General features: G+C 42.6%; 19 protein-coding genes and 1 other RNA gene. 8 read left to right on the forward strand and 12 right to left on the reverse strand.

Annotation, left to right across the window (positions count from 1 at the left end; all coding sequences use genetic code 11):
- Positions 1-211: 211 nt before the first annotated feature.
- Positions 212-1,870 (reverse strand): 2,3-bisphosphoglycerate-independent phosphoglycerate mutase, encoded by a 1,659-nt coding sequence (gene gpmI, locus ACQKCP_RS05855; protein WP_427611622.1) that lies wholly within the window; start codon positions 1,868-1,870, stop codon positions 212-214.
- 247 nt (positions 1,871-2,117) lie between these two features.
- On the opposite strand from gpmI, the gene ssrS reads away from it, so the two are divergent.
- Positions 2,118-2,313: non-coding RNA, 6S RNA (gene ssrS, locus ACQKCP_RS05860), on the forward strand.
- 106 nt (positions 2,314-2,419) lie between these two features.
- Here ssrS and ACQKCP_RS05865 read toward each other — a convergent pair.
- The gene (locus tag ACQKCP_RS05865) at positions 2,420-3,052 is read right to left on the reverse strand and encodes an FxsA family protein (RefSeq protein ID WP_057760971.1); all 633 of its coding nucleotides are present in this window, start codon (positions 3,050-3,052) and stop codon (positions 2,420-2,422) included.
- 259 nt (positions 3,053-3,311) lie between these two features.
- Here ACQKCP_RS05865 and ruvC point away from each other — a divergent pair, with 259 nt between their 5' ends.
- Complete coding sequence (gene ruvC, locus ACQKCP_RS05870; protein WP_057760973.1) at positions 3,312-3,896, forward strand: crossover junction endodeoxyribonuclease RuvC; 585 nt, start codon at positions 3,312-3,314, stop codon at positions 3,894-3,896.
- A gap of 147 nt (positions 3,897-4,043) precedes the next feature.
- On the opposite strand, the gene ACQKCP_RS05875 is transcribed toward ruvC, so the two are convergent.
- The 5 genes from ACQKCP_RS05875 to ACQKCP_RS05895 all read right to left on the reverse strand — a co-directional run bounded on the left by ACQKCP_RS05875 (position 4,044) and on the right by ACQKCP_RS05895 (position 9,719).
- Positions 4,044-4,994: an META domain-containing protein gene (locus tag ACQKCP_RS05875; protein WP_427611623.1), complete on the reverse strand. Its 951-nt coding sequence runs from the start codon at positions 4,992-4,994 to the stop codon at positions 4,044-4,046.
- 314 nt (positions 4,995-5,308) lie between these two features.
- Positions 5,309-5,971 carry a glutathione S-transferase family protein gene (locus tag ACQKCP_RS05880; protein WP_427611624.1) on the reverse strand — a complete coding sequence of 221 codons (663 nt, stop codon included), beginning with the start codon at positions 5,969-5,971 and terminating at the stop codon, positions 5,309-5,311.
- A gap of 219 nt (positions 5,972-6,190) precedes the next feature.
- Positions 6,191-6,829: a peroxiredoxin gene (locus ACQKCP_RS05885; protein ID WP_114700376.1), complete on the reverse strand. Its 639-nt coding sequence runs from the start codon at positions 6,827-6,829 to the stop codon at positions 6,191-6,193.
- A gap of 243 nt (positions 6,830-7,072) precedes the next feature.
- Entirely contained in the window at positions 7,073-7,816 is a 744-nt protein-coding gene (locus tag ACQKCP_RS05890) for a phospholipase D family protein (protein WP_427567356.1), read from the reverse strand.
- A 163-nt stretch (positions 7,817-7,979) separates the two neighbouring features.
- Positions 7,980-9,719 (reverse strand): glutamine--tRNA ligase/YqeY domain fusion protein, encoded by a 1,740-nt coding sequence (locus ACQKCP_RS05895; RefSeq protein ID WP_427611625.1) that lies wholly within the window; start codon positions 9,717-9,719, stop codon positions 7,980-7,982.
- A 305-nt stretch (positions 9,720-10,024) separates the two neighbouring features.
- Between ACQKCP_RS05895 and ACQKCP_RS05900 the strand changes: the two genes are divergently transcribed.
- Together ACQKCP_RS05900 and ACQKCP_RS05905 are read left to right on the forward strand one after the other, a co-directional pair.
- Entirely contained in the window at positions 10,025-10,540 is a 516-nt protein-coding gene (locus tag ACQKCP_RS05900) for a peptidylprolyl isomerase (protein WP_057760980.1), read from the forward strand.
- 123 nt (positions 10,541-10,663) lie between these two features.
- Entirely contained in the window at positions 10,664-11,533 is an 870-nt protein-coding gene (locus ACQKCP_RS05905) for a UDP-2,3-diacylglucosamine diphosphatase (RefSeq protein ID WP_427611626.1), read from the forward strand.
- Between the two features lie 119 nt (positions 11,534-11,652).
- Here ACQKCP_RS05905 and orn read toward each other — a convergent pair whose 3' ends face one another.
- Positions 11,653-12,240, reverse strand: coding sequence for an oligoribonuclease (orn, locus tag ACQKCP_RS05910; protein WP_057760984.1), 588 nt, complete (start codon positions 12,238-12,240; stop codon positions 11,653-11,655).
- Positions 12,241-12,470: 230 nt separating this feature from the next.
- Between orn and rsgA the strand changes: the two genes are divergently transcribed.
- The 4 genes from rsgA (at position 12,471) to secB (ending at position 15,519) form a co-directional block, all read left to right on the forward strand.
- Positions 12,471-13,574 (forward strand): ribosome small subunit-dependent GTPase A, encoded by a 1,104-nt coding sequence (gene rsgA, locus ACQKCP_RS05915; protein ID WP_261869670.1) that lies wholly within the window; start codon positions 12,471-12,473, stop codon positions 13,572-13,574.
- A gap of 221 nt (positions 13,575-13,795) precedes the next feature.
- Positions 13,796-14,251: a rhodanese-like domain-containing protein gene (locus ACQKCP_RS05920; protein ID WP_057760987.1), complete on the forward strand. Its 456-nt coding sequence runs from the start codon at positions 13,796-13,798 to the stop codon at positions 14,249-14,251.
- 359 nt (positions 14,252-14,610) lie between these two features.
- On the forward strand, positions 14,611-14,874 hold the full coding sequence (gene grxC / locus ACQKCP_RS05925) for a glutaredoxin 3 (protein WP_021813631.1): 264 nt from the start codon (positions 14,611-14,613) through the stop codon (positions 14,872-14,874).
- Between the two features lie 192 nt (positions 14,875-15,066).
- Complete coding sequence (gene secB / locus ACQKCP_RS05930; RefSeq protein ID WP_057760989.1) at positions 15,067-15,519, forward strand: protein-export chaperone SecB; 453 nt, start codon at positions 15,067-15,069, stop codon at positions 15,517-15,519.
- A gap of 192 nt (positions 15,520-15,711) precedes the next feature.
- On the opposite strand, the gene adk is transcribed toward secB, so the two are convergent.
- From adk to ACQKCP_RS05950, 4 genes are all read right to left on the reverse strand, one after another.
- On the reverse strand, positions 15,712-16,368 hold the full coding sequence (gene adk, locus ACQKCP_RS05935) for an adenylate kinase (protein WP_427611627.1): 657 nt from the start codon (positions 16,366-16,368) through the stop codon (positions 15,712-15,714).
- A 332-nt stretch (positions 16,369-16,700) separates the two neighbouring features.
- On the reverse strand, positions 16,701-17,981 hold the full coding sequence (ccmI, locus tag ACQKCP_RS05940; protein ID WP_427611628.1) for a c-type cytochrome biogenesis protein CcmI: 1,281 nt from the start codon (positions 17,979-17,981) through the stop codon (positions 16,701-16,703).
- Positions 17,978-18,535 carry a cytochrome c-type biogenesis protein gene (locus tag ACQKCP_RS05945; protein WP_427611677.1) on the reverse strand — a complete coding sequence of 186 codons (558 nt, stop codon included), beginning with the start codon at positions 18,533-18,535 and terminating at the stop codon, positions 17,978-17,980. Before ACQKCP_RS05945 ends, ccmI begins: the two co-directional genes overlap by 4 nt.
- A complete protein-coding gene (locus ACQKCP_RS05950) occupies positions 18,532-19,209 on the reverse strand; it encodes a DsbE family thiol:disulfide interchange protein (RefSeq protein ID WP_427611629.1) in 678 nt (225 codons plus the stop codon). Before ACQKCP_RS05950 ends, ACQKCP_RS05945 begins: the two co-directional genes overlap by 4 nt.
- Position 19,210: the final 1 nt, after the last annotated feature.

Raw genomic sequence — 19,210 nt, forward strand, 5'->3', positions numbered from 1 at the left:
AGAATACGAATTTATCGTTATATAGCGATTTATAAGATAGCACCAAACGCATATCTCGAACTAGCATAGTATTGCAAGTAAATTAAGTAAAATGTATCACAAAAAAAGGAAAGGATAATAGGTTATCCTTTCCTTTTCGATATCTTCTAGTACAGCTGCCAAACCTGTATAAACCACAGTCATTCAAGTACTGTGGTTTAACTCGACTGGCTTAGACTGCTGGAACCAATAAGCTCTCACCTGTCATCTCAGCAGGGGCATCGACATTCATCAATGATAAAATAGTCGGTGCCACATCACTAAGTTTGCCGCCACGGCGTACTTGCAGCTTTTGCTCGCCCACGTAAATTAATGGTACATGCTCTGTCGTATGCTGTGTATGTACTTGACCACTTTCATAGTCTTGCATCTGCTCACAGTTACCATGATCGGCTGTGATAAGCATGTCACCACCAGCTGCTCGCACTGCTGACTCGATACGGCCAACGCATACATCCAAAGCCTCTACCGCTTTTACCGCTGCATCAAAGATACCTGTGTGTCCAACCATATCACCATTGGCATAATTGACCACCAATACATCATACTTACCAGACTCAATCGCTTCTACTAATTTATCAGTGACTTCAGGCGCGCTCATCTCAGGCTGTAGATCATAAGTTGCAACGTCTGGAGATGGCACTAATATACGGGTCTCACCCTGATACTCTTCTTCGCGGCCGCCACTAAAGAAAAACGTCACATGCGCATATTTTTCAGTTTCAGCGATACGCAGCTGTGTTTTTCCTTGATCCTGCAAGTACTCTCCCAATGTATTGGCCAAAGACGTTGGGTAGTAAGCAATGCTGGTTTTTGGATTGTCAGCTAGGACATCTGAATACTTAGTTAGCATCACAAATGCCGCCAGTTTTGGCTGTTTTTGACGCGCAAATCCAGAAAACTCATGATCTGGCAGAACAAACGCTTGGGCAAGCTCACGAGCACGGTCAGCACGGAAATTCATAAAAATAAGTGCGTCGTTATCATTGACAGTATATGGCACTTCATCACGTCCAATTACGGTCGTTGGACTGACAAACTCATCGGTCTCACGCGCTTTATAAGCAGCTTGGACAGCACCATCTGCCCGTGTCGATAGACGATCAGCTTTGCCTTCAGTAATCAGCTCATAAGCTTTTTGTACGCGATCCCACCGATTATCGCGGTCCATTGCATAGTAGCGACCGATGATACTTGCAATCTGTACGCGGCCACCTTCGTAATGAGCGTTTAACTTATTGATATAGTCGCGCAGACGATTGATGTACTTATCAGCAGATTTAGGCGGGGTATCACGGCCATCTAAAAAACAATGAATAAAGACATTCTTGGCACCATGGACCAGTGCTGAGTGACACATGCCTTCGATATGGTCTTGATGAGAGTGAACGCCGCCATCAGAAAGCAAGCCCATAATATGGACATTACCGCCACGCTCGTTGGCCGCTTTCACGGCATTGACCAATGCTTCGTTTTTATAGAATTCACGATTGGCCAGCTCACTTGAGATACGTGTTGAGTCCTGATAAAGAACACGCCCTGCCCCTAAATTCATGTGACCGACTTCTGAATTACCAAACTGACCATCTGGCAAACCAACATCTTCCCCTGAAGCTGAAATAAGCCCATAAGGGTATTGCTGATAAATCTTATCTAAATTTGGCATATTGGCGGCAGCGATGGCGTTATCTTTATCTTCTTCACGATGACCAAAGCCGTCCAATATCATCAAGACATGCGGTATTTTTTTATTCTGTGCACCGTCTTGGTTATTGCTAAGCTGTGTTTTATTATTATCAATAGAGTCTGATGCTTGTTGGGTACTGGTCATATATTACCGCTCCTCGAGTGAATGAACGCCTATAATGCTGTGTAAGGGAATATAAAGCCCTCTATATTAACACACATCTTGAAATAGCTGAAAAACTGAGCATTTTTCGTGAGTTTATGAATAATTTTATAGGGTTAGCTTGTGATGGTTTTTCTAGACAAGCTAATATAAATGCGGCCAACCAACTAAGCTACGTATCAATCTGTAATTCAGACTTGCAATCACTCTTTTCATTGGTTAAGATAAAACTATTCTGAAGTGTTGGCTAGTAGATGTTTATTCCCTGAGCCGATAATGCTTTACCAGGATGTGGTACCTATTGTCTCATTGTGTATGCCTGCACCGCTTGCGGTGTATCAGGAAACCTGCAGAGATGATGACGCATCCGCCCTGAACTTCACGGTTCATGGGTCACCATCTTACAGCGGCACTTCGGTTGTTTCATTCGGTTAGTAAATATATTTCTTATAATTTATTTACTACCACTAAAAAGCCCCTTTCGTCATCGACGGGAGGGGCTTTTTTTATGCTTATGATTTAACTAAATAGTTATTCGTCATTAGCAGATTTAGTAATTTTCTTTACATCTTTAGGGATGTTTTTGGCAGTACCATCAACCGTAGTATGCTGTTTAAACACATCACCAAATGGGTTTTGCTGCTGTTGACCAAATGGATTTTGACCATTCATGCCACCTGCGCCACCGAACGGGTTTTGACCACCCATGCCACCAGCACCGCCAAATGGATTTTGACCGCCGCCCATTTGACCACCCATCTGCTTGGCCATCATTTCCATCATTTTTTGCTGATTATTCATGACGTAATTATTAGCCAAGTCTTTTAGCTTTTTCTGCACAGGTGGCAATACTACCAACAGCGCCATCAAGTCACTAAGCACCCCAGGAATAAGCAATAAAATACCTGCAGCTGCCATAGCGATACTCTTAATCATCGTGGTCTCTGGCGGACGCATCGCAGGGTTCATCATGCCACCAGCTTTCATTTGCTGTGCCATTGGATTAAGAGCAGCCATACCTTTGCGCATCAAGGAGATACCAATAACCGCGGCGATAATAAACCACATAAACACCCACCAGCCGCTCATAAACTGAGCAAGCAAATACCACAGTAGCATCTCGATAATAAACCAAACGATGGCTATACCAACTATCTGACCCATAAAGTGTCGTCCTATAAAATAAAAACCAATAAATTGAGCGCCATGAAAATTAAAATGGCTAACATATGATGTATATGGGGATTGGTTGCTATACTATCAAACTTAAGGCTAATTTTTAAGCCATATAGTCGGTACAACATAATTTGGACACAAGGAAGGTGGAAGATACTACTACGAATAGTGGGCTAAGCGAGTCTGATATCGTATCCAATTTATATAAGACTGAATATAAAATGACAGGTAAGCAAGACGGAATATTATGGCAATTATTATAGGCATTGATCCAGGGTCACGCATGACTGGTTATGGGATAGTACAGCAGACAGGTGACAAGCTGACCTATATCGATGCAGGAACGATTCGCACAGATACCAAAGAGATGCCTGAACGCCTCAAGCGTATCTTTAATGGACTAACCCGTATCACACAGCATCATTTAAAATATGCTGACGAGCCTATCTATACAGCGATTGAGCAAGTATTTATGGCAGAAAACCCTGATTCTGCACTTAAGCTTGGGCAAGCAAGAGGTGCAGCGATTGCAGCGATGGTTGCACTAGATTTAGAAGTGTCAGAATATACGGCTCGGCAAATCAAACAAGCCGTCTGTGGCTATGGAGCAGCGGCCAAAGAACAAGTACAAGAGATGGTTTGCCGGATATTAGCGTTAGAAGTTGTACCTCAACAAGATGCTGCCGATGGTCTTGCCTGCGCCATCTGTCATGCTCACTCAAGCCATTCAATGAACAAACTGATATTGAATAGCGCCATGCGTGGCCGCGGTGCTTCTAAGAAGAAAGGCCGTTGGCGCTTGACCGAAGAAGATTTGGGTAACTTGCGTTAAAGATCAGCGTTAAAATATCTAGGTATTAGAGCAAACAATCGTCAAAATAGATAAACGGCAAAGTAGACACCCCATAAAAAAACACGCGCTATTAGACGCGTGTTTTTTTATAACTATGAACATTTCAAATGTTCAAACTATAATAGGCTACTCTACAACTGCACTTTCAATCACAGCATCTAATATATAAGCATACTTTTCATCAGCAGTATCATCTTCAGTTGGTTCATTAGTCTCTAATAATTCATCGATGTTTAGCGGATAGCGTTGTAAGCGTAATACTTCTTCGTGTTTGCTGTCATGCTGATAGCCATCGATCTCACCAACGAATACTCGCCACTGCCCTTCGTGAGTTTTAATACCTTGATCATTATAAGTAATAGGCTTAACTTGTAGACACTGCTCAGAGTTACTTGCTTCGCAAGGTACAGTTTCGGAGTTTACTGCCCAAAATACTGTTTCACCCTTACTGTTATATTTCGCTTGTGCAGTAAGCCTACCATTCCAAACCAGAGTTACATCATCGTCGGTAAACTGGGTCAATACTGGATTATCACCTTGATCAATTTTGAACTCACTACTGCCCTGCATCAACGTATTCAAGGTGTTTTCAGCCACGTCTAGCTCGCCACAAGACATCTTCGTACTCATACCCTCTTCAGTAGTTAAGGTATGCCCTTTTAACTGATAGCTAGCACTAATCGTATTACAGCCTACGCTATAGCTTAGCGTGTCTTGCCCCTGATATTGGTTAAACGCAAGCGTTACCTGACTGTTGATATTCGCAAATTCAGCCATAGGTTGTTCATTGGCGTCAACAGCATTTACTAACGTCCAACGATGATGAGATAAGGTGGTCTTCAGCTTGTCTTGAGCGGTTAATTCAACAGGTTCAGATTCGTCTGATGTAGGGCTCATACTAGATACCAGACCTTCACTTACGGCTAAGTCTGTCGTCTCGCTAGCTTCAGTACCCTGCGATGTATCATTTTCGCTAGACGCCGCTTCTTTTTGACACGCACTTAGCATCAGACTAACTGCCATCATACTAGGTAATAGCAGTAATTTTAACGTTGGCTTATTTCGGCTACCTACCATATTACATACCTCTTAGTAAGCTTGTACAACTTATCTCGCGTACCATCTATATTTTAAAAAACCTATTCAAAAGAAGTCGTACTTTAAAAGTATTCTTCTTAAATAAACGTTTTAAAAACATAATTGATATCACTAAGTTAGATTAACCACTATAACCTTGGCTCTATTAACCTATGTAACGAAATGTTGATATTTATTATATTTCATAAAAAAACAGCTAACGATTGAGGTTAGCTGTTTTGATTTATAGCAATCAATTTAACAAATAGGTTAATAGATAAATTTTACGATTTAAACTATTTTTCTAGAACCTTTTAGTCATTCACACTTGCAGGTTTGGCTTTAGCCATATTTTTAATACTAAAGCGTTCATTCATCTTTTGATAAAAACGAGCTAGGTTTTCGCCTTGCTCATTAGGATTAATTTTCAATACTTTACCGAAATCCAAACTTAGATATAACACGATATCCGCAAAACTTAATTGCTCACCTACTAAGTATTCGCGACCTTTTAATATCGTCTCAAAATATGCCATGGCTTTAACAGCACGAGCAATTGATGGTGCGACGAACTCGGGCACTTGCTCAACACGTTGTGCTTTGGATGGATGACTGTGCTGAAACGCGAGCATCAAGTTATACATCACTTCAAACTCTGCAACACGGCGCATAGAGCAAACTTGCGCACGCTGTACCACATCATTACCCATGACTGAACGCTCACCGTAAACACGATCTAGATACTCACAAACTGCCTGCGAATCATTCAATACAGTACCATCATCTAAGGTCAAAACAGGTACGGTCTGCATCGGATTCATTTGCGTAAAGGCTTCTGACATTTGCTCATTTGCCGCAAAATCAATGTCTATCACATCGACATCATCCATATCATCGACATCGATACCTTTTGAAGCCAATAAGATAAGCGCTTTACGTGGATTGGGCGCTGTACGGGTAATATATAGTTTTTTCATAGCAAACTCCTTGTAAAAATGATTGGACAGCGATTTGACGCTGATACGCTTTATTATGGTTGTTGTACTGATAAGCACAAATATTGATACGCTATACCACAGTTATAGCCTAATCTGGCCATCATGGCAAAGTGTTATTAGTCATAAAGTAGAAATAATAAAAGCCCCACAACCTGGAGTCATGGGGCTTTATTTAATCACATTTATATATCAGTCTAGTTATTTGTTTGGTGCAGGTGTGGTACGTAGATACGGCTTAATCTCTTTGTGTCCTTTTGGATATTTTGCAGCGATATCTTCATTTTTCACACTTGGTGGAATGATCACATCATCGCCATCTTTCCAGTCTACAGGTGTCGCAATGTTATACTCATCCGACAACTGTAGTGCGTCAATCACGCGGATAATTTCATCAAAGTTACGGCCACAGCTGGCAGGATATGTCAGCGTTAGACGGATTTTTTTGCTTGGATCAATGATAAAGACGCTACGTACTGTATGAGTGCTATCGGCATTAGGATGCATCATGTCATATAGCTCAGCGACTTCTTTATTAGGATCAGCGATGATTGGGAAGTTCATATCTGTGCCTTGAGTCTCACCGATATCGCTCGCCCACGCTTTGTGATCTTCTAGGCTATCAACAGAAATACAAATCGGCTTTACATTGCGCTTTTGGAACTCGCCATTTAGTGCAGCGGCGCGACCAAGCTCAGTGGTACATACTGGCGTAAAATCTGCTGGATGCGAGAAGAAAACAACCCAATGATCACCTGCCCACTCGTGAAAATTGATGTCACCTTCTGTGGTTGTAGCGTCAAAATTTGGTGCGGTATCACCTAAACGTAAATGTGCCATGCTTGATTCCTTAGCTATGTGAATGAACGCTTATATCGACACGTCGGCCTCGCGTTCTATTATTATCATCGACGTGCTCAGCTATCAAATATAACATAAAGCACATCCGTAAAAACTGACTTTATCTTAACAAACTGGTTATGAATGTCTTGTGACGGATTGTAATGCGGTTATTACATTTACCTCTAAGCTGATGGACAAATTTTTTAATGAATTTTATGGACAGTCAGCTTTGATAAATAATTAAACCACCATCCCTGCATCCCATAAGCAAAATTCGCCAAACTTACCCTTTTTACTGGTACCACCAGCTGCGCGTCCAGCATCAGTCAATACTAGCTCACCATCTTGCGCTTCTAGATAACCCGCTGCAAGCAGCTTTTCATTCAACTCTTGCGTTTTAAAGCCCAACTCTTTAGCAAGCTTGGCGGTGGTCAGTTTAGAGTAATTAGGTGTGGTTTCTGTCGTAGAGTTACCGGTTACGTTGGTAGTAGAGTTTGTTGTTTTGGGACTAGGCTCAGACTTACTTTCAGTTTCGGTCACCTTTTCAAGAGACATTCTCACTTCATCACTGATACGAATAATGCGCTGCGCTTCCTCATAAGTATCAGCATAAAGCTTAGCATCGTCATTACGATAAATCAGTACGCCCATCTCATTATTATTGACTTGGCTAAACTCATAAAGATTTAAACTGGTAATAATGCATTCATTTTCATTCAGATAACATTTCGCATGTAAGTTTTTGCAAAAGCTAGTACGAATAAAGGTCAGGTTTTTGAGCCAGTTTATTTCTTCAGGGTGCAAATCATTCTTGCCATAAACAATGCGAATGTCGATCTTGAGGCGGTTGCGGTCTTCCAATAACTCTTTGATACGTTCATTAAGCTTCAAATATGGGCTAATAATAATCAACCTGTCAGAAGCGTTTTTAATCAACTCTTCTAAATGATACGTTGTACCACTGCTGTTTAGAAACTTTGCCATTCTTATTTCCTCAAATCTTACTACGCTTAACTTTATAACTACACACAAAAAAGCCCATCCCTAGCGTACTAGAAATGGGCTAACTTGCAAACTACTATTGTTCAGTATTATTTCAAAATATCTATTTGGATAAAGATACTTTTAAATACTAAGCCAACATAAATTAAGCTGGCTTATAACTATCACGCAAGCTAACGATTTGGTTAAATACTGGCTTATCAGTGCTGTGATCTTCGCTATCAGAGATGAAATAACCTTCACGCTCAAACTGGAAACGCGTGCCAGCATCTGCATTGACCAAAGATGGCTCAACCACTGCATTTAGCTCAGTGAGCGAGTTCGGGTTTAGCGCTTGATGAACATCAGCGACGCCACTTGGGTCCTCAGCACTGAATAGCTGCTCGTACATACGTACGGTCGCTGGCACACCTTGACTGGCTGATACCCAATGAATCACGCCTTTGACCTTACGCCCTTCAGGGTTGTTGCCCAAAGTAGCAGGGTCAATCGTCGCTTTTAGCTCAACGACATTGCCATTTTCATCAGTGATATGTTCAGTGACGGCTAGTACGTAGGTGTTACGCAGACGAATCTCTGGCTTTTCTGGTGATAGGCGCTTATAGCCTGCTGGCGGCTCAATCTCGTAATCACCTTGATCGATGTATAGCGTCTCGGTAAACGGAATCTCACGCTCACCCATATCGACGTTAGGATGGTTCGGCTGAGTCAACCAAAGCGTCTGAGTCGCATCGTCAAAACGTGCATTAACGCTATCGGCTTTTTGCGACTCCCAGCTGCTAACCGCTTCGCTAAAGTTAGTGATGGTCACTTTCAATGGCTTTAGCACCGCCATACCGCGACCAGTTGTCGTCTCTAACGACTGACGAACACTAAACTCTAGTAAACGGAAATCAACCACGCTATCGGCTTTGGTCACACCCACACGCTCACAAAAATCACGCAAGCCCTCTGGCGTATAACCACGGCGACGCATGCCAGCAACGGTCGGCATACGGGGATCATTCCAACCACTGACGATACCTTCATCTACTAGCTGCTTCAGCTTACGCTTACTGGTCAATGTATGATCAACGTTTAAGCGGCTAAACTCGTACTGATGCGGCGGCACGTCAAAGCCGATTTTTTCGATGACCCAATCATAAAATGGACGATGATCTTCAAATTCAAGCGTACATAATGAATGGGTAATCCCTTCTAACGCATCCGAGAGTGGATGAGCAAAGTCATACATTGGATAAGTGCACCATTTATCACCAGTCTGATGATGCGCTTGATGCATCACGCGATAGATAACAGGATCACGCAGGTTCATATTTGGGCTAGCCATATCAATCTTGGCACGCAAAATAGCCTTTCCTTCAGCGTATTTACCGTCTTTCATATCGTTGAACAGCGCTAGGTTTTCTTCAACACTGGCATCACGATATGGTGAAGGCGTTCCCGCTTCATTGAATGAACCACGGTTTTCTTTGATTTGTTCAGGGGTTTGCAAATCAATATAAGCGTCGCCTTGCTCAATCAACTGAATTGCCCATGCATGCAACTGATCGAAATAACCTGAGGCATGATGCGCCTCGCCTGCCCACTCAAAACCTAACCACTGCACATCGTTCTTAATATTGTCGATGTAATCTTGCTTTTCAGCAGTTGGGTTGGTGTCATCAAAACGAAGGTTGCACACACCGCCGAACTCTTCGGCCACACCAAAGTTTAAGCAGATAGATTTTACGTGGCCTAAATGCAGGTATCCATTTGGCTCAGGCGGAAAGCGCGTTACAATTTGCTGGTATTTTTGCGCATTGACATCGTCACGAATGATATTACGAATAAAATCGTTTTTTGCTTCGTCTTTTTGTGCATTGTTGCTTGAGTGATCACTCATCGGGCATTGCTCCTAACGCAAATTGTCAGTTCATGGTGCGTGCCATCACGCATCACGAAACGTTTAAACTAAAGTGTTAAAATAAAGCGAGAATATAAAAACCTAGATAGTGCGACCGCATTATCAAAATTTGTCAAAAATGGGTAAAGTTGCGTTATTCTATCAGGTTTCGCAAACGCATTAACAGCCTGATACATGACACGGGATAAAAAAGCCGTTAGACTACCCGTAACTTTTTAACCACCAACTTTTAACCACCACTTGACAGCGTCATTTAAGGCGTTGCAATCAAAAAGGAATATCCCATGGTAGACATGCCACCAGTAGTAGAACTTGAAACCAATATGGGTGCGATCGTTATCGAACTCAACGAAGAAAAAGCACCAAAAACCGTAGAAAACTTTTTAAACTACGTAAAATCTGGTCAGTATGACGGTACAATTTTCCATCGCATCATTGATGGTTTCATGATTCAAGGCGGCGGAATGGACGCTGAGATGAATGAAAAACCAACCAATGCGCCTATCGAAAACGAAGCGGACAACGGCCTAAAAAATGACAAAGGTACTATCGCAATGGCGCGTACCCAAGATCCGCATTCAGCGACTAGCCAGTTCTTCATCAACGTAAAAGACAACGACTTCCTAAACCACTCTGGCAAAAATATGCAAGGTTGGGGTTACACCGTATTTGGTAAAGTAACAAGCGGTATGGACGTTATCGAAAAAATGCGCAGCGTACCAACTGGTCGTTTCGGTATGCATGCTGATGTGCCAAAAGAGCCAGTTGTTATCAACTCAGCAACCATCATTACTCAGTAATAGTCATTCAATAGTGGCTATTCAGTAATAGTTACTTAGCGATAGCTGTGAATGAGCGAGCATTTTCTAGTAGAGTCTATTAAATCATGCTCGCCATACGATAAGTCACGAGGACCAAGATAAATGCAAAGTTTTAATCACTTAATCACGACCCGCCCTCATCAAGTGCGGCAAGTATTGATTAGCGATTTGCATTTATCGCCTCAGGAGCCTGCCTTAGTGCAGGCTTTTTTGGCGCTATTAGATGACTGTCTCGCCTTGCCAGCGCTAAAACACCTCTTTATATTGGGTGATTGGTTTGAGGTGTGGCTGGGTGATGATACCTACTTGTCCCTATTAAAAGAGAAAAGGACAGAGGATGAACAAATAACGCATTGGCTAACCCCATTGATTGCAAAGCTAAAGCAGCTACGTATCAATGGCTGTGAGATATTGGTCATGCACGGTAATCGTGATTTTTTATTGGGTCAGCCTTTTTGTAATCTGTTCGGCGGTGAGCTAATCAACGAGCCGTATACTTTGCCTGTTGGTCAGCAGAGTTATCGCTTAGAGCACGGTGACGCACTATGTACTGATGATAAAAAATATCAGTTTTTTCGCAAAATCATGCGCAACCGTTTAACCCAGTGGTATCTGCTAAATAAGTCATTAGAAAAACGCTTAGCCATCGCAGATAATATGCGCAAAAAAAGCCAACAGAATAATGCGAACAAAGCTGCGCATATCATGGATGTAAATGATAAAGCCGTACGTCAGGCCATCACTACTAGCGATGCATTATTACACGGACATACCCATCGTCCAGATATTCATCAGGCGACGATTGATAAAAAGCGCTACGTGCTTGGCGACTGGCGATTATTAGATAAAGACACTCGCCAGCCGAAAGTTAGCGCCGTGATTGGTGCAGTGACAGATGACGAGCATTCAAATGACGGTTTTAGTAGTAGTGCTGCTGCGTTTGGATTATTTGAGTTTACAATGTTTGTTTGACTTGATCGTTGAATCTATCTAAAAAACAAAAGGGTCTGTTGAAATATCAACAGACCCCTTTTATTTTTTACCACAATTCTTTCATTACACTTTTAAATAGCTCATCGCTTGCTAGCTATTTAAGGTATTAGCTTAAAGAAATGCTGACGGTAATGCTTTAGCTCACGGATAGAGTCACGAATATCGTCTAAGGCTAAATGACTGCCACCTTTTTCGAAGTTCTTTAAGATATCAGGACGCCAGCGGAAACAAAGCTCTTTGATAGACGACACATCAAGATTGCGATAATGAAAGAAACGCTCAAGCTCTGGCATTTGACGCGCCATAAAGCGACGATCTTGACAGATAGAGTTGCCGCACATTGGTGACTTACCACTATCGACCCATTTGTTTAGGAACTTGATGGTCTCAGCTTCGGCTTCTGCCAATGTCACCGTACTACGACGCACACGATCGACCAATCCTGACTGACCATGCTGCTTGGTATTCCAGTCATCCATTTTGTTTAAGACTTGATCTGATACCTTGATAGCAAACACAGGCCCTTCAGCAAGCACATTCAAATCTTCGTCAGTAACGACAGTAGCAATCTCGATAATCTCATCGTTTAAGGTATCAAGTCCGGTCATTTCTAAATCAATCCACACCAGCCCTTTTTTGCCTTGATTTTTGATTTTAATCTTGTTGGGATGGTCACCGGTAGTCATACAATATCCTATGGTCATTAAATTTTGGGACAGTTTTAAACATAATTTAAAAAACGTATTGCGGTTGAATACTCATATTCAGGCAGCTTTGTCATGCACTGATTGATTCAAAAAATCTAGCAATCAGCCAAAATATTACAAAACCACTGTCTGCCGCAGACGCTTTAGGCTGTATGTTAGCAAATTTTCACGCTACACTTAGCAATATTTTTATAATAGGTCAAAAACCCATGGCATTAATCCGGCAACGCAAACTGACTAAACAACAGATTCGTCGCATCGACAAGCAGCAACTGTCTAATCAAGATAGTATTGATGACAGTTTGATGGATGGCGTGGTCATGGCGCATTACGGTAAGCAACTAGAAGTACAAGTCACTAGCCTGCCAGCTGTCATACCTGAGCAGCCAGAGATTGCACCTGATGATCCTGAGCCGTTTTGGCAAACGCTTGAGTTAAATGATATTTGGCGCTGTCATGTTCGTACCAATTTACCGATGCTAGCTGCTGGTGATCAAGTACGCTGGAATGCCGACTCTAATACTGGCTTTGGTCGTATCGAAGCGGTCAAACCGCGTACATCGCTAGTTTCTCGTCCTGACCGCTATCATAAGCTCAAACCTGTTGCCGCCAATGTCGATATTTTGGCGATTGTTTTTGCGCCATTACCTGCCGCCGCGCCAACGTTGATTGATCGCTATCTCGTGGTATGCCATCATGCAGGTGTCAAACCACTATTGGTACTCAACAAAGCCGACTTATTGGCAGAAGAAAATGGCGTGGACACCAATGAATTGTTGGCACAATATGCCGCGCTTGGTTATGAAAGCGTTCTGACTTCGGTGGACTGCCCTGAAAATATCGCTGAGAGCGATGAGCAAGAAGGCCTTGATGAACTAAAACGCTATATAGATAAAAAGCTGGTCATCTTTGCGGGTCAATCTGGTGTCGGCAAAAGCAGTCTAATCAATGCCCTTCTGCCTGACTCTGGCCAGAGCGTCAATATCATCTCGCAAAACTCTAAGCTCGGTCAGCACACCACGACAACTAGTCGACTGCTGCCATTTAACCCAGAAGACCTCACTCAAGGCGGTATCGTTGATACACCGGGGATTCGTGAGTATGGTATTTGGCACCTTACTCCTGACGATATTATTTCAGGCTTCGTTGAGCTAGCACCATTGGCCGGTGACTGCCAATTCCGTGACTGTCGCCATACTCACAACAGCAAAGGCTGTGCACTATGGCAAGCGGTAGCTGATGGTGAGGTATTGCAGCGCCGCGTTGAAAACCTCGTCACGCTACGAGAAGAGGCAGATACGAAGCCTTATTAATATTTGGCTTGTTAGTGTCCGTCTGAATTAAAAGCGGTCATGTAAATAGATATTTTTATTAGGCTGAGAAGCTCCATAGATAAGTACAATAATCGCCCAATTATTGCCTGTGTCATCGCCCGTTTACTATAGATGGCCTTATCGGTATAATAGCGCCTTGTTCAATATCATTGGGCTGTCTTCTCAGCTTAATAGAACACTTATTTTTTTGGAGGTATGGTTTGGATCGTGCGCTGGAATTTGTGGGCAACCACCCGTTTTTATTTGGTATATTAGCCGTACTTGCTATACTGTTTTTTACGATTGAAAACAAACGTAGCGGTAGAAAAATATCGCCTAACACGCTTGGCATGATGGTCAACTCTCAAAATGCGCAGCTGATCGATATTCGCGCCAAGAAGAAGTTTGAATCAGGTTATATTCAAGGCAGCCGCAACATACCGTTCACTGACCTCAAAGACCGCTTAGAAGAGATTCGCGCGATTGAGCAGCCAGTGATTATCATCTGCGACATGGGCGTCCAAGCAGGCGCTGCGATTCAGATGATTGGTAAAGATAGTGTCTATCGCTTAGAGGGTGGTATTGGCGGCTGGCAAGGCGCTGGCATGCCGTTGGTTGGTGTAAAAGACGCCAAAGCAAAGGCTAAAGGTAAAACAAAACCAAGTCTAAGCAAGTAATAGACCTGTATAGGCGCTTAAGTGAAGCGTTTATACACATCGCTTAGCCCATGTTTGTGTGACTTAACTAACGTTATCAGCGCTACCAACGCTATAAAGAAGACACCTTTTTATCAGGTGTCTTTTTTTGTGGTTTATTTTTTATGACCTATTTATCAGGTTTTATAGCACTAAAATACGTTTTGAGCCAAAATGGCTTGAATTTGTTATGCCCATCCCCACTTTAGTAATGAGCATCACCGAATGCATTTTTACTTTACTCATTGATAACAGACTATACCAACGCTTAGACTATGATAATTTATCATGCTCTTTATAATACGTTTGTTATCCCATAAATTTATAAATAAGGATTTATCATGACTGTATCTGTGAAAGTTTACACTACCCCTATCTGCCCATACTGCTCAAACGCCAAACAACTACTAAAAACCAAAGGCGTTGATTATGAAGAAATCGGCATGCACGATATGAGCAGCGAAGAGCGCCAAGCACTGATGAAAAAAACCAATAACTACCGCACTGTGCCGCAAATCTTCGTTGGTGAAACCTTTGTTGGTGGTTTTGATGAACTTAACCAAATGAACCAGCAAGGCAAACTTGACGAGCTATTGGCAGGTTAATCTGCTACCTTTCTTTACTGTCTGTCTTTATTTATGTAAAGATAGACAGTGGCACGTCTTAATAGAGCAGTAAGAAGTAATGATAAAAAATATCGAGACAATACCAAAAAATAGTCTCGATTTATATTACAATGAACTTTTATTAAAATGACGATTTGCCCAATCATTTGATTTAATTTTAGAGGATTTACCATGGCTGAAGAACAAGCACAACCACAATTGGCACTAGAACGCATCTACGTAAAAGACATGTCACTTGAAGTCCCAGGCGCTAGCGTATTCACCAAAGAGTGGAACCCAGAGCTTGATATCAATTTGTCTAGCAACGCTGAAAAACTAGATGACGATCATTATCAAATCATCCTAACTGTAAGCGTTACTGCCAAAAATGCGGAAGAAGCAGCATTTATCGCTGAAGTGCATCAAGCAGGTATCTTCTTACTAAAAGATATTCCAGAAGATCAAATCGGTCAAATCTTGGGCGCATACTGCCCTAACGTGTTGTTCCCATATGCTCGCGAAGTCATCAGTGACATTGTGACGCGTGGCAGCTTCCCACAATTGCTACTAGCACCTGTGAACTTTGATCAAGCGTATGCACAAAGCCAGCAGCAAGCACAAGTTGATGCTCAAGGTAACGCATAAGCATTAATTAAAATATATGAGCTCTACCAGTCGTATATTTTATAAAAGGCCGTTTACTTATAATGAGTAAGCGGTTTTTTTGTGGGTGTGTTTTATAAAGTATAAAATCATCAGCCATAAAAAAACCCTGCTATTAAACAGGGTCTTCAACGACTATATCGACTGGCTAAATTACTTAGCTAACATCGAACATTAGCCTTTTAGTGAAGACAAAATTTGCTGCTTAACGTCATCAATACCTTGCGTACCATCAAACTTGTCATAGTTAGGCGCATCATCGCCTTCTTTAGCTTTGTCTTGGTAAAAACCAACCAATGCTGACGTTTGCTCATGATAAGTAGATAGACGGTCACGGATAGTCGCTTCTTGGTCATCTTCGCGCTGGATAAGCGCTTCACCAGTGACGTCATCGATGCCTTCAACCTTTGGTGGATTGTGATCGACATGATAAACACGACCTGAACCTGGATGCTGACGACGGCCAGACAAACGGCTCACGATTTCGTCATCAGGTACACTGATTTCGATAACATGGTCAATAGCAACATCAGCGTCTGCAAGTGCTTGCGCTTGAGGAATAGTGCGCGGGAAACCATCTAGGATACAACCATTAACACAATCAGGCTTAGCGATACGCTCTTTCACTAGGTTGATAATGAGGTCATCAGAAACCAAACCACCAGCATTCATGATATCTTTGGCTTTTTTGCCAAGCTCGCTACCTTCTTTAATTGCTGCACGTAGCATGTCGCCAGTTGAGATCTGTGGAATATCATATTCTTTAGAAATAAACTGGGCTTGGGTACCTTTACCGGCGCCTGGTGGTCCTAGTAAAATAATACGCATCATTACACGACTCTCCTTAATAGATAGGATTTTGGGATTAATAAAACTCTGGGATTAGTTGTTTGCAAAGCTACCTTACCTTGTGGCCCTGCAAAGCTCAAGTATTTTCATTATTGATGTGATAAGTTGGCATGACTTATCTGTTCATACATGGTCAATTCAAGATAAAAAGTAGCAGAATTGACTGCGTTTGAAACGCCCATTTATACATCTGGGTTCACTTCATATCCCTTTCAAATTAGAACAATCATAGCACTGCTGCTCGAGGCTATGCTGAGCAACAGCGTTTGTATGATAAATACCATTAGCGTCCGGTATTTATATTACTACTATGACTATGGCACTTGTTGATTGATTTCCACGTTGACCTGATTTTGTTCTGCGCTGATAACCACTGGATTGCCCGAAAGGTCGCCTGACTCTGCGGTAGCATTGCCACTATGACTGATACGAGCGATGACCGCTAGCTGCACTTTATCAGAACGAGCCGATCCTAGGGTACGTTCTGGCATCATAGCATCAAGATCACTTAGGCTAATAACTGCTTCGCCCTGTTTGATATTGCTAATTGGTAGACGCTTCGCGGCAAATGGTGGACCACCTTTCACATCACGTATCGCCACGAATAGCGTATCGTCAGCTTTTACCAATGGTAACAGACTAGCATTAATTTTGACGGTCACTTCGACGCCTTCAGAGGCTTGCTGCTGCTGCATCACCACATTAGCACTAAGCTCATCTAGACTTGATAGCGCTTGCGTATGATCACCCGGTTTGGCAGCGATACTGTCACGCAGACGTTTAATCCAGCCTTGCGCTTGATCGAAGTTACTAGCACGTGCTTCACCCATAGCCATAAGCATCTGTGCGCCCTCATGCTCTGGGTTTGTGGCCAGTATGTTTTCTAACACACGGCGGCTATTGGCATCTAACTGACCTTTGTTAGCAAAGAAACTGATCTGCGCATAAGTGGTCGCAATCTCTTCGTTATCAGGTGATAGACGATAAGCGCGCGACAAAGCCTCTAATGCCGAATCAGTCGCCTCTAATGACAAGAATAGCTCTGATAGACGCATCCAGCGATTATAGTCACTGGCATGACGATAGACGTTAGTCTGCATAGCACTAATCAGCTGGTTACCATCTTCAATTGCCCAAGCTGGTGGCTGATCGATTCTACCTGTTAATAGATCGTCCGCCACTTGACCGACTTTGTCCTCGGCAGCCCACAGCTCAAAGACAGGTGTGCGATCACCGACCATCAGATATGCCATGGCCGTTAATACAGGTACCCAAACCATAATAATCAATCGGCTTTTGATACCTGGCGTGACCATCGGTGACACTTCACGCTGAGCATCCAAAAGCTGACGCTCAAGCTCAAGCTTCTGGTTTTGATAGTGATGGTCATCAATGATACCACTGTCTTTGTCTGTTTTCAGCTCTGCTAGTCGCTCACGAAACACAGCAACGTTGATATCCAGCAATTGATTGTCCACAGGCTTACTATGCGAACGCGGTGCTCTTAACCACGGCTTAATGGTGATAATGCCCAATAGTAGAGCGACAAGTAAACTTAGCGCAATAAATAAGCCAACAGTAGAAAATATGGTCATTTTTTGCCCCCAAGGCTTGTAGTGTCGTCTTTGTCATCACTGTTAGCTCGTGACAATAAGCGATCAAGTTCTGCTTTTTCAGCGGCAGACAACGCTTTGACATGGTTGTCTACTGCCACACCACTCTCGCCACTGGCGACAAGCTGACGGCGTTTACTTTGCCAAAACCAACCGACCAATAAAACGATCAATAATAGCGGTGGGAAAAACCATAAAATCCATGTTGAAGGACGTACTGGCGGCTTATAACTAATAAAGTCGCCATAGCGCTCTTGCATATAAGCTCGAATCTCGCCATCACTACGCCCATCTTTTATCAAATCATAGGTTTTTTGCTTTAAGTCTTGAGCAATTGGCGCATCAGACCCTGCCAAGTTTTGGTTTTGACATTTCGGGCAGCGCAGCTCTTCGATAAGACCACGGTACTGAGCTTCTTGTTGCACAGAATCAAAGTCATAGACATCAATGGCAGCAAAGCTTGCTATGCTCAATAGACAAGCGATAAACAAGCTTGCTAACTTTATGGTCGCATTTCTTATCTGGTAGGCTATCATTTGCATGCCTCCGCAACTTGGCTCGGATCTGGACTGACACCATTGTTACTAGCGTCATTGAGTACCATCAAGCAAGGCGTAATACGACTTTGCCAATTGCTCTCATTGATCTCACCGATGATATGCTGACGAATAATCCCATCACCATCGACAATGAAAGTCTCAGGCGCACCAGTCAGACCTAAGTCAAGAGCGAACTGTCCTGACAAGTCTTGAATAGACATAGAGAACGGATCGCCACCGCGATTCAGATACCCTAACGCATCACCAATATCATCTTTGTAGTTTACGCCCACCAAGTTAACGCCGCGCTCTTCTAGCTTCATCAAAAAAGGATGCTCAATGATACAAGTTGGACACCAAGAGCCCCAGATATTCATGAGGAATGGCTTATCTGGCAGGTTGTCATTGGTCATGATACGACTGGTATCTGATAACAATGGCAATTCAAAGGCAGGTACTGGACGCTCAAGCGCCGTATTGGTCACGATATCAGTTGGTTTGCCCAAACGCATATAGAGCATAGCAACCAAACCAATAAAGATAACCAGCGGAATCAAAAACCCAATTTTAAGTTTTTTCTTAGTTTTTACTTTATTACTACTCGCAACCTTAGTGTCTTTGACAGCCTCTTGCTGAGCTTTTCTATCAGGTTCATTGTTTGAGGTAGTCATA

The organism is Psychrobacter sp. NPDC078631, from assembly GCF_050268165.1.
Classification (GTDB): Bacteria; Pseudomonadota; Gammaproteobacteria; order Pseudomonadales; family Moraxellaceae; genus Psychrobacter.

Coding starts and splice junctions, on each gene's coding strand:
- ACQKCP_RS05885 (WP_114700376.1), bottom strand. CDS start 6,829: ATGGCACATTTACGTTTAGGTGATACCGCACCAAATTTTGACGCTACA.
- ccmI (WP_427611628.1), bottom strand. CDS start 17,981: ATGACCATATTTTCTACTGTTGGCTTATTTATTGCGCTAAGTTTACTT.
- ACQKCP_RS05890 (WP_427567356.1), bottom strand. CDS start 7,816: ATGGCAAAGTTTCTAAACAGCAGTGGTACAACGTATCATTTAGAAGAG.
- ACQKCP_RS05880 (WP_427611624.1), bottom strand. CDS start 5,971: ATGAAAAAACTATATATTACCCGTACAGCGCCCAATCCACGTAAAGCG.
- grxC (WP_021813631.1), top strand. CDS start 14,611: ATGACTGTATCTGTGAAAGTTTACACTACCCCTATCTGCCCATACTGC.
- ACQKCP_RS05945 (WP_427611677.1), bottom strand. CDS start 18,535: ATGATAGCCTACCAGATAAGAAATGCGACCATAAAGTTAGCAAGCTTG.
- adk (WP_427611627.1), bottom strand. CDS start 16,368: ATGATGCGTATTATTTTACTAGGACCACCAGGCGCCGGTAAAGGTACC.
- ACQKCP_RS05900 (WP_057760980.1), top strand. CDS start 10,025: ATGGTAGACATGCCACCAGTAGTAGAACTTGAAACCAATATGGGTGCG.
- gpmI (WP_427611622.1), bottom strand. CDS start 1,870: ATGACCAGTACCCAACAAGCATCAGACTCTATTGATAATAATAAAACA.
- ACQKCP_RS05950 (WP_427611629.1), bottom strand. CDS start 19,209: ATGACTACCTCAAACAATGAACCTGATAGAAAAGCTCAGCAAGAGGCT.
- ACQKCP_RS05895 (WP_427611625.1), bottom strand. CDS start 9,719: ATGAGTGATCACTCAAGCAACAATGCACAAAAAGACGAAGCAAAAAAC.
- ruvC (WP_057760973.1), top strand. CDS start 3,312: ATGGCAATTATTATAGGCATTGATCCAGGGTCACGCATGACTGGTTAT.
- rsgA (WP_261869670.1), top strand. CDS start 12,471: ATGGCATTAATCCGGCAACGCAAACTGACTAAACAACAGATTCGTCGC.
- secB (WP_057760989.1), top strand. CDS start 15,067: ATGGCTGAAGAACAAGCACAACCACAATTGGCACTAGAACGCATCTAC.
- ACQKCP_RS05875 (WP_427611623.1), bottom strand. CDS start 4,994: ATGGTAGGTAGCCGAAATAAGCCAACGTTAAAATTACTGCTATTACCT.
- orn (WP_057760984.1), bottom strand. CDS start 12,240: ATGACTACCGGTGACCATCCCAACAAGATTAAAATCAAAAATCAAGGC.
- ACQKCP_RS05905 (WP_427611626.1), top strand. CDS start 10,664: ATGCAAAGTTTTAATCACTTAATCACGACCCGCCCTCATCAAGTGCGG.
- ACQKCP_RS05865 (WP_057760971.1), bottom strand. CDS start 3,052: ATGGGTCAGATAGTTGGTATAGCCATCGTTTGGTTTATTATCGAGATG.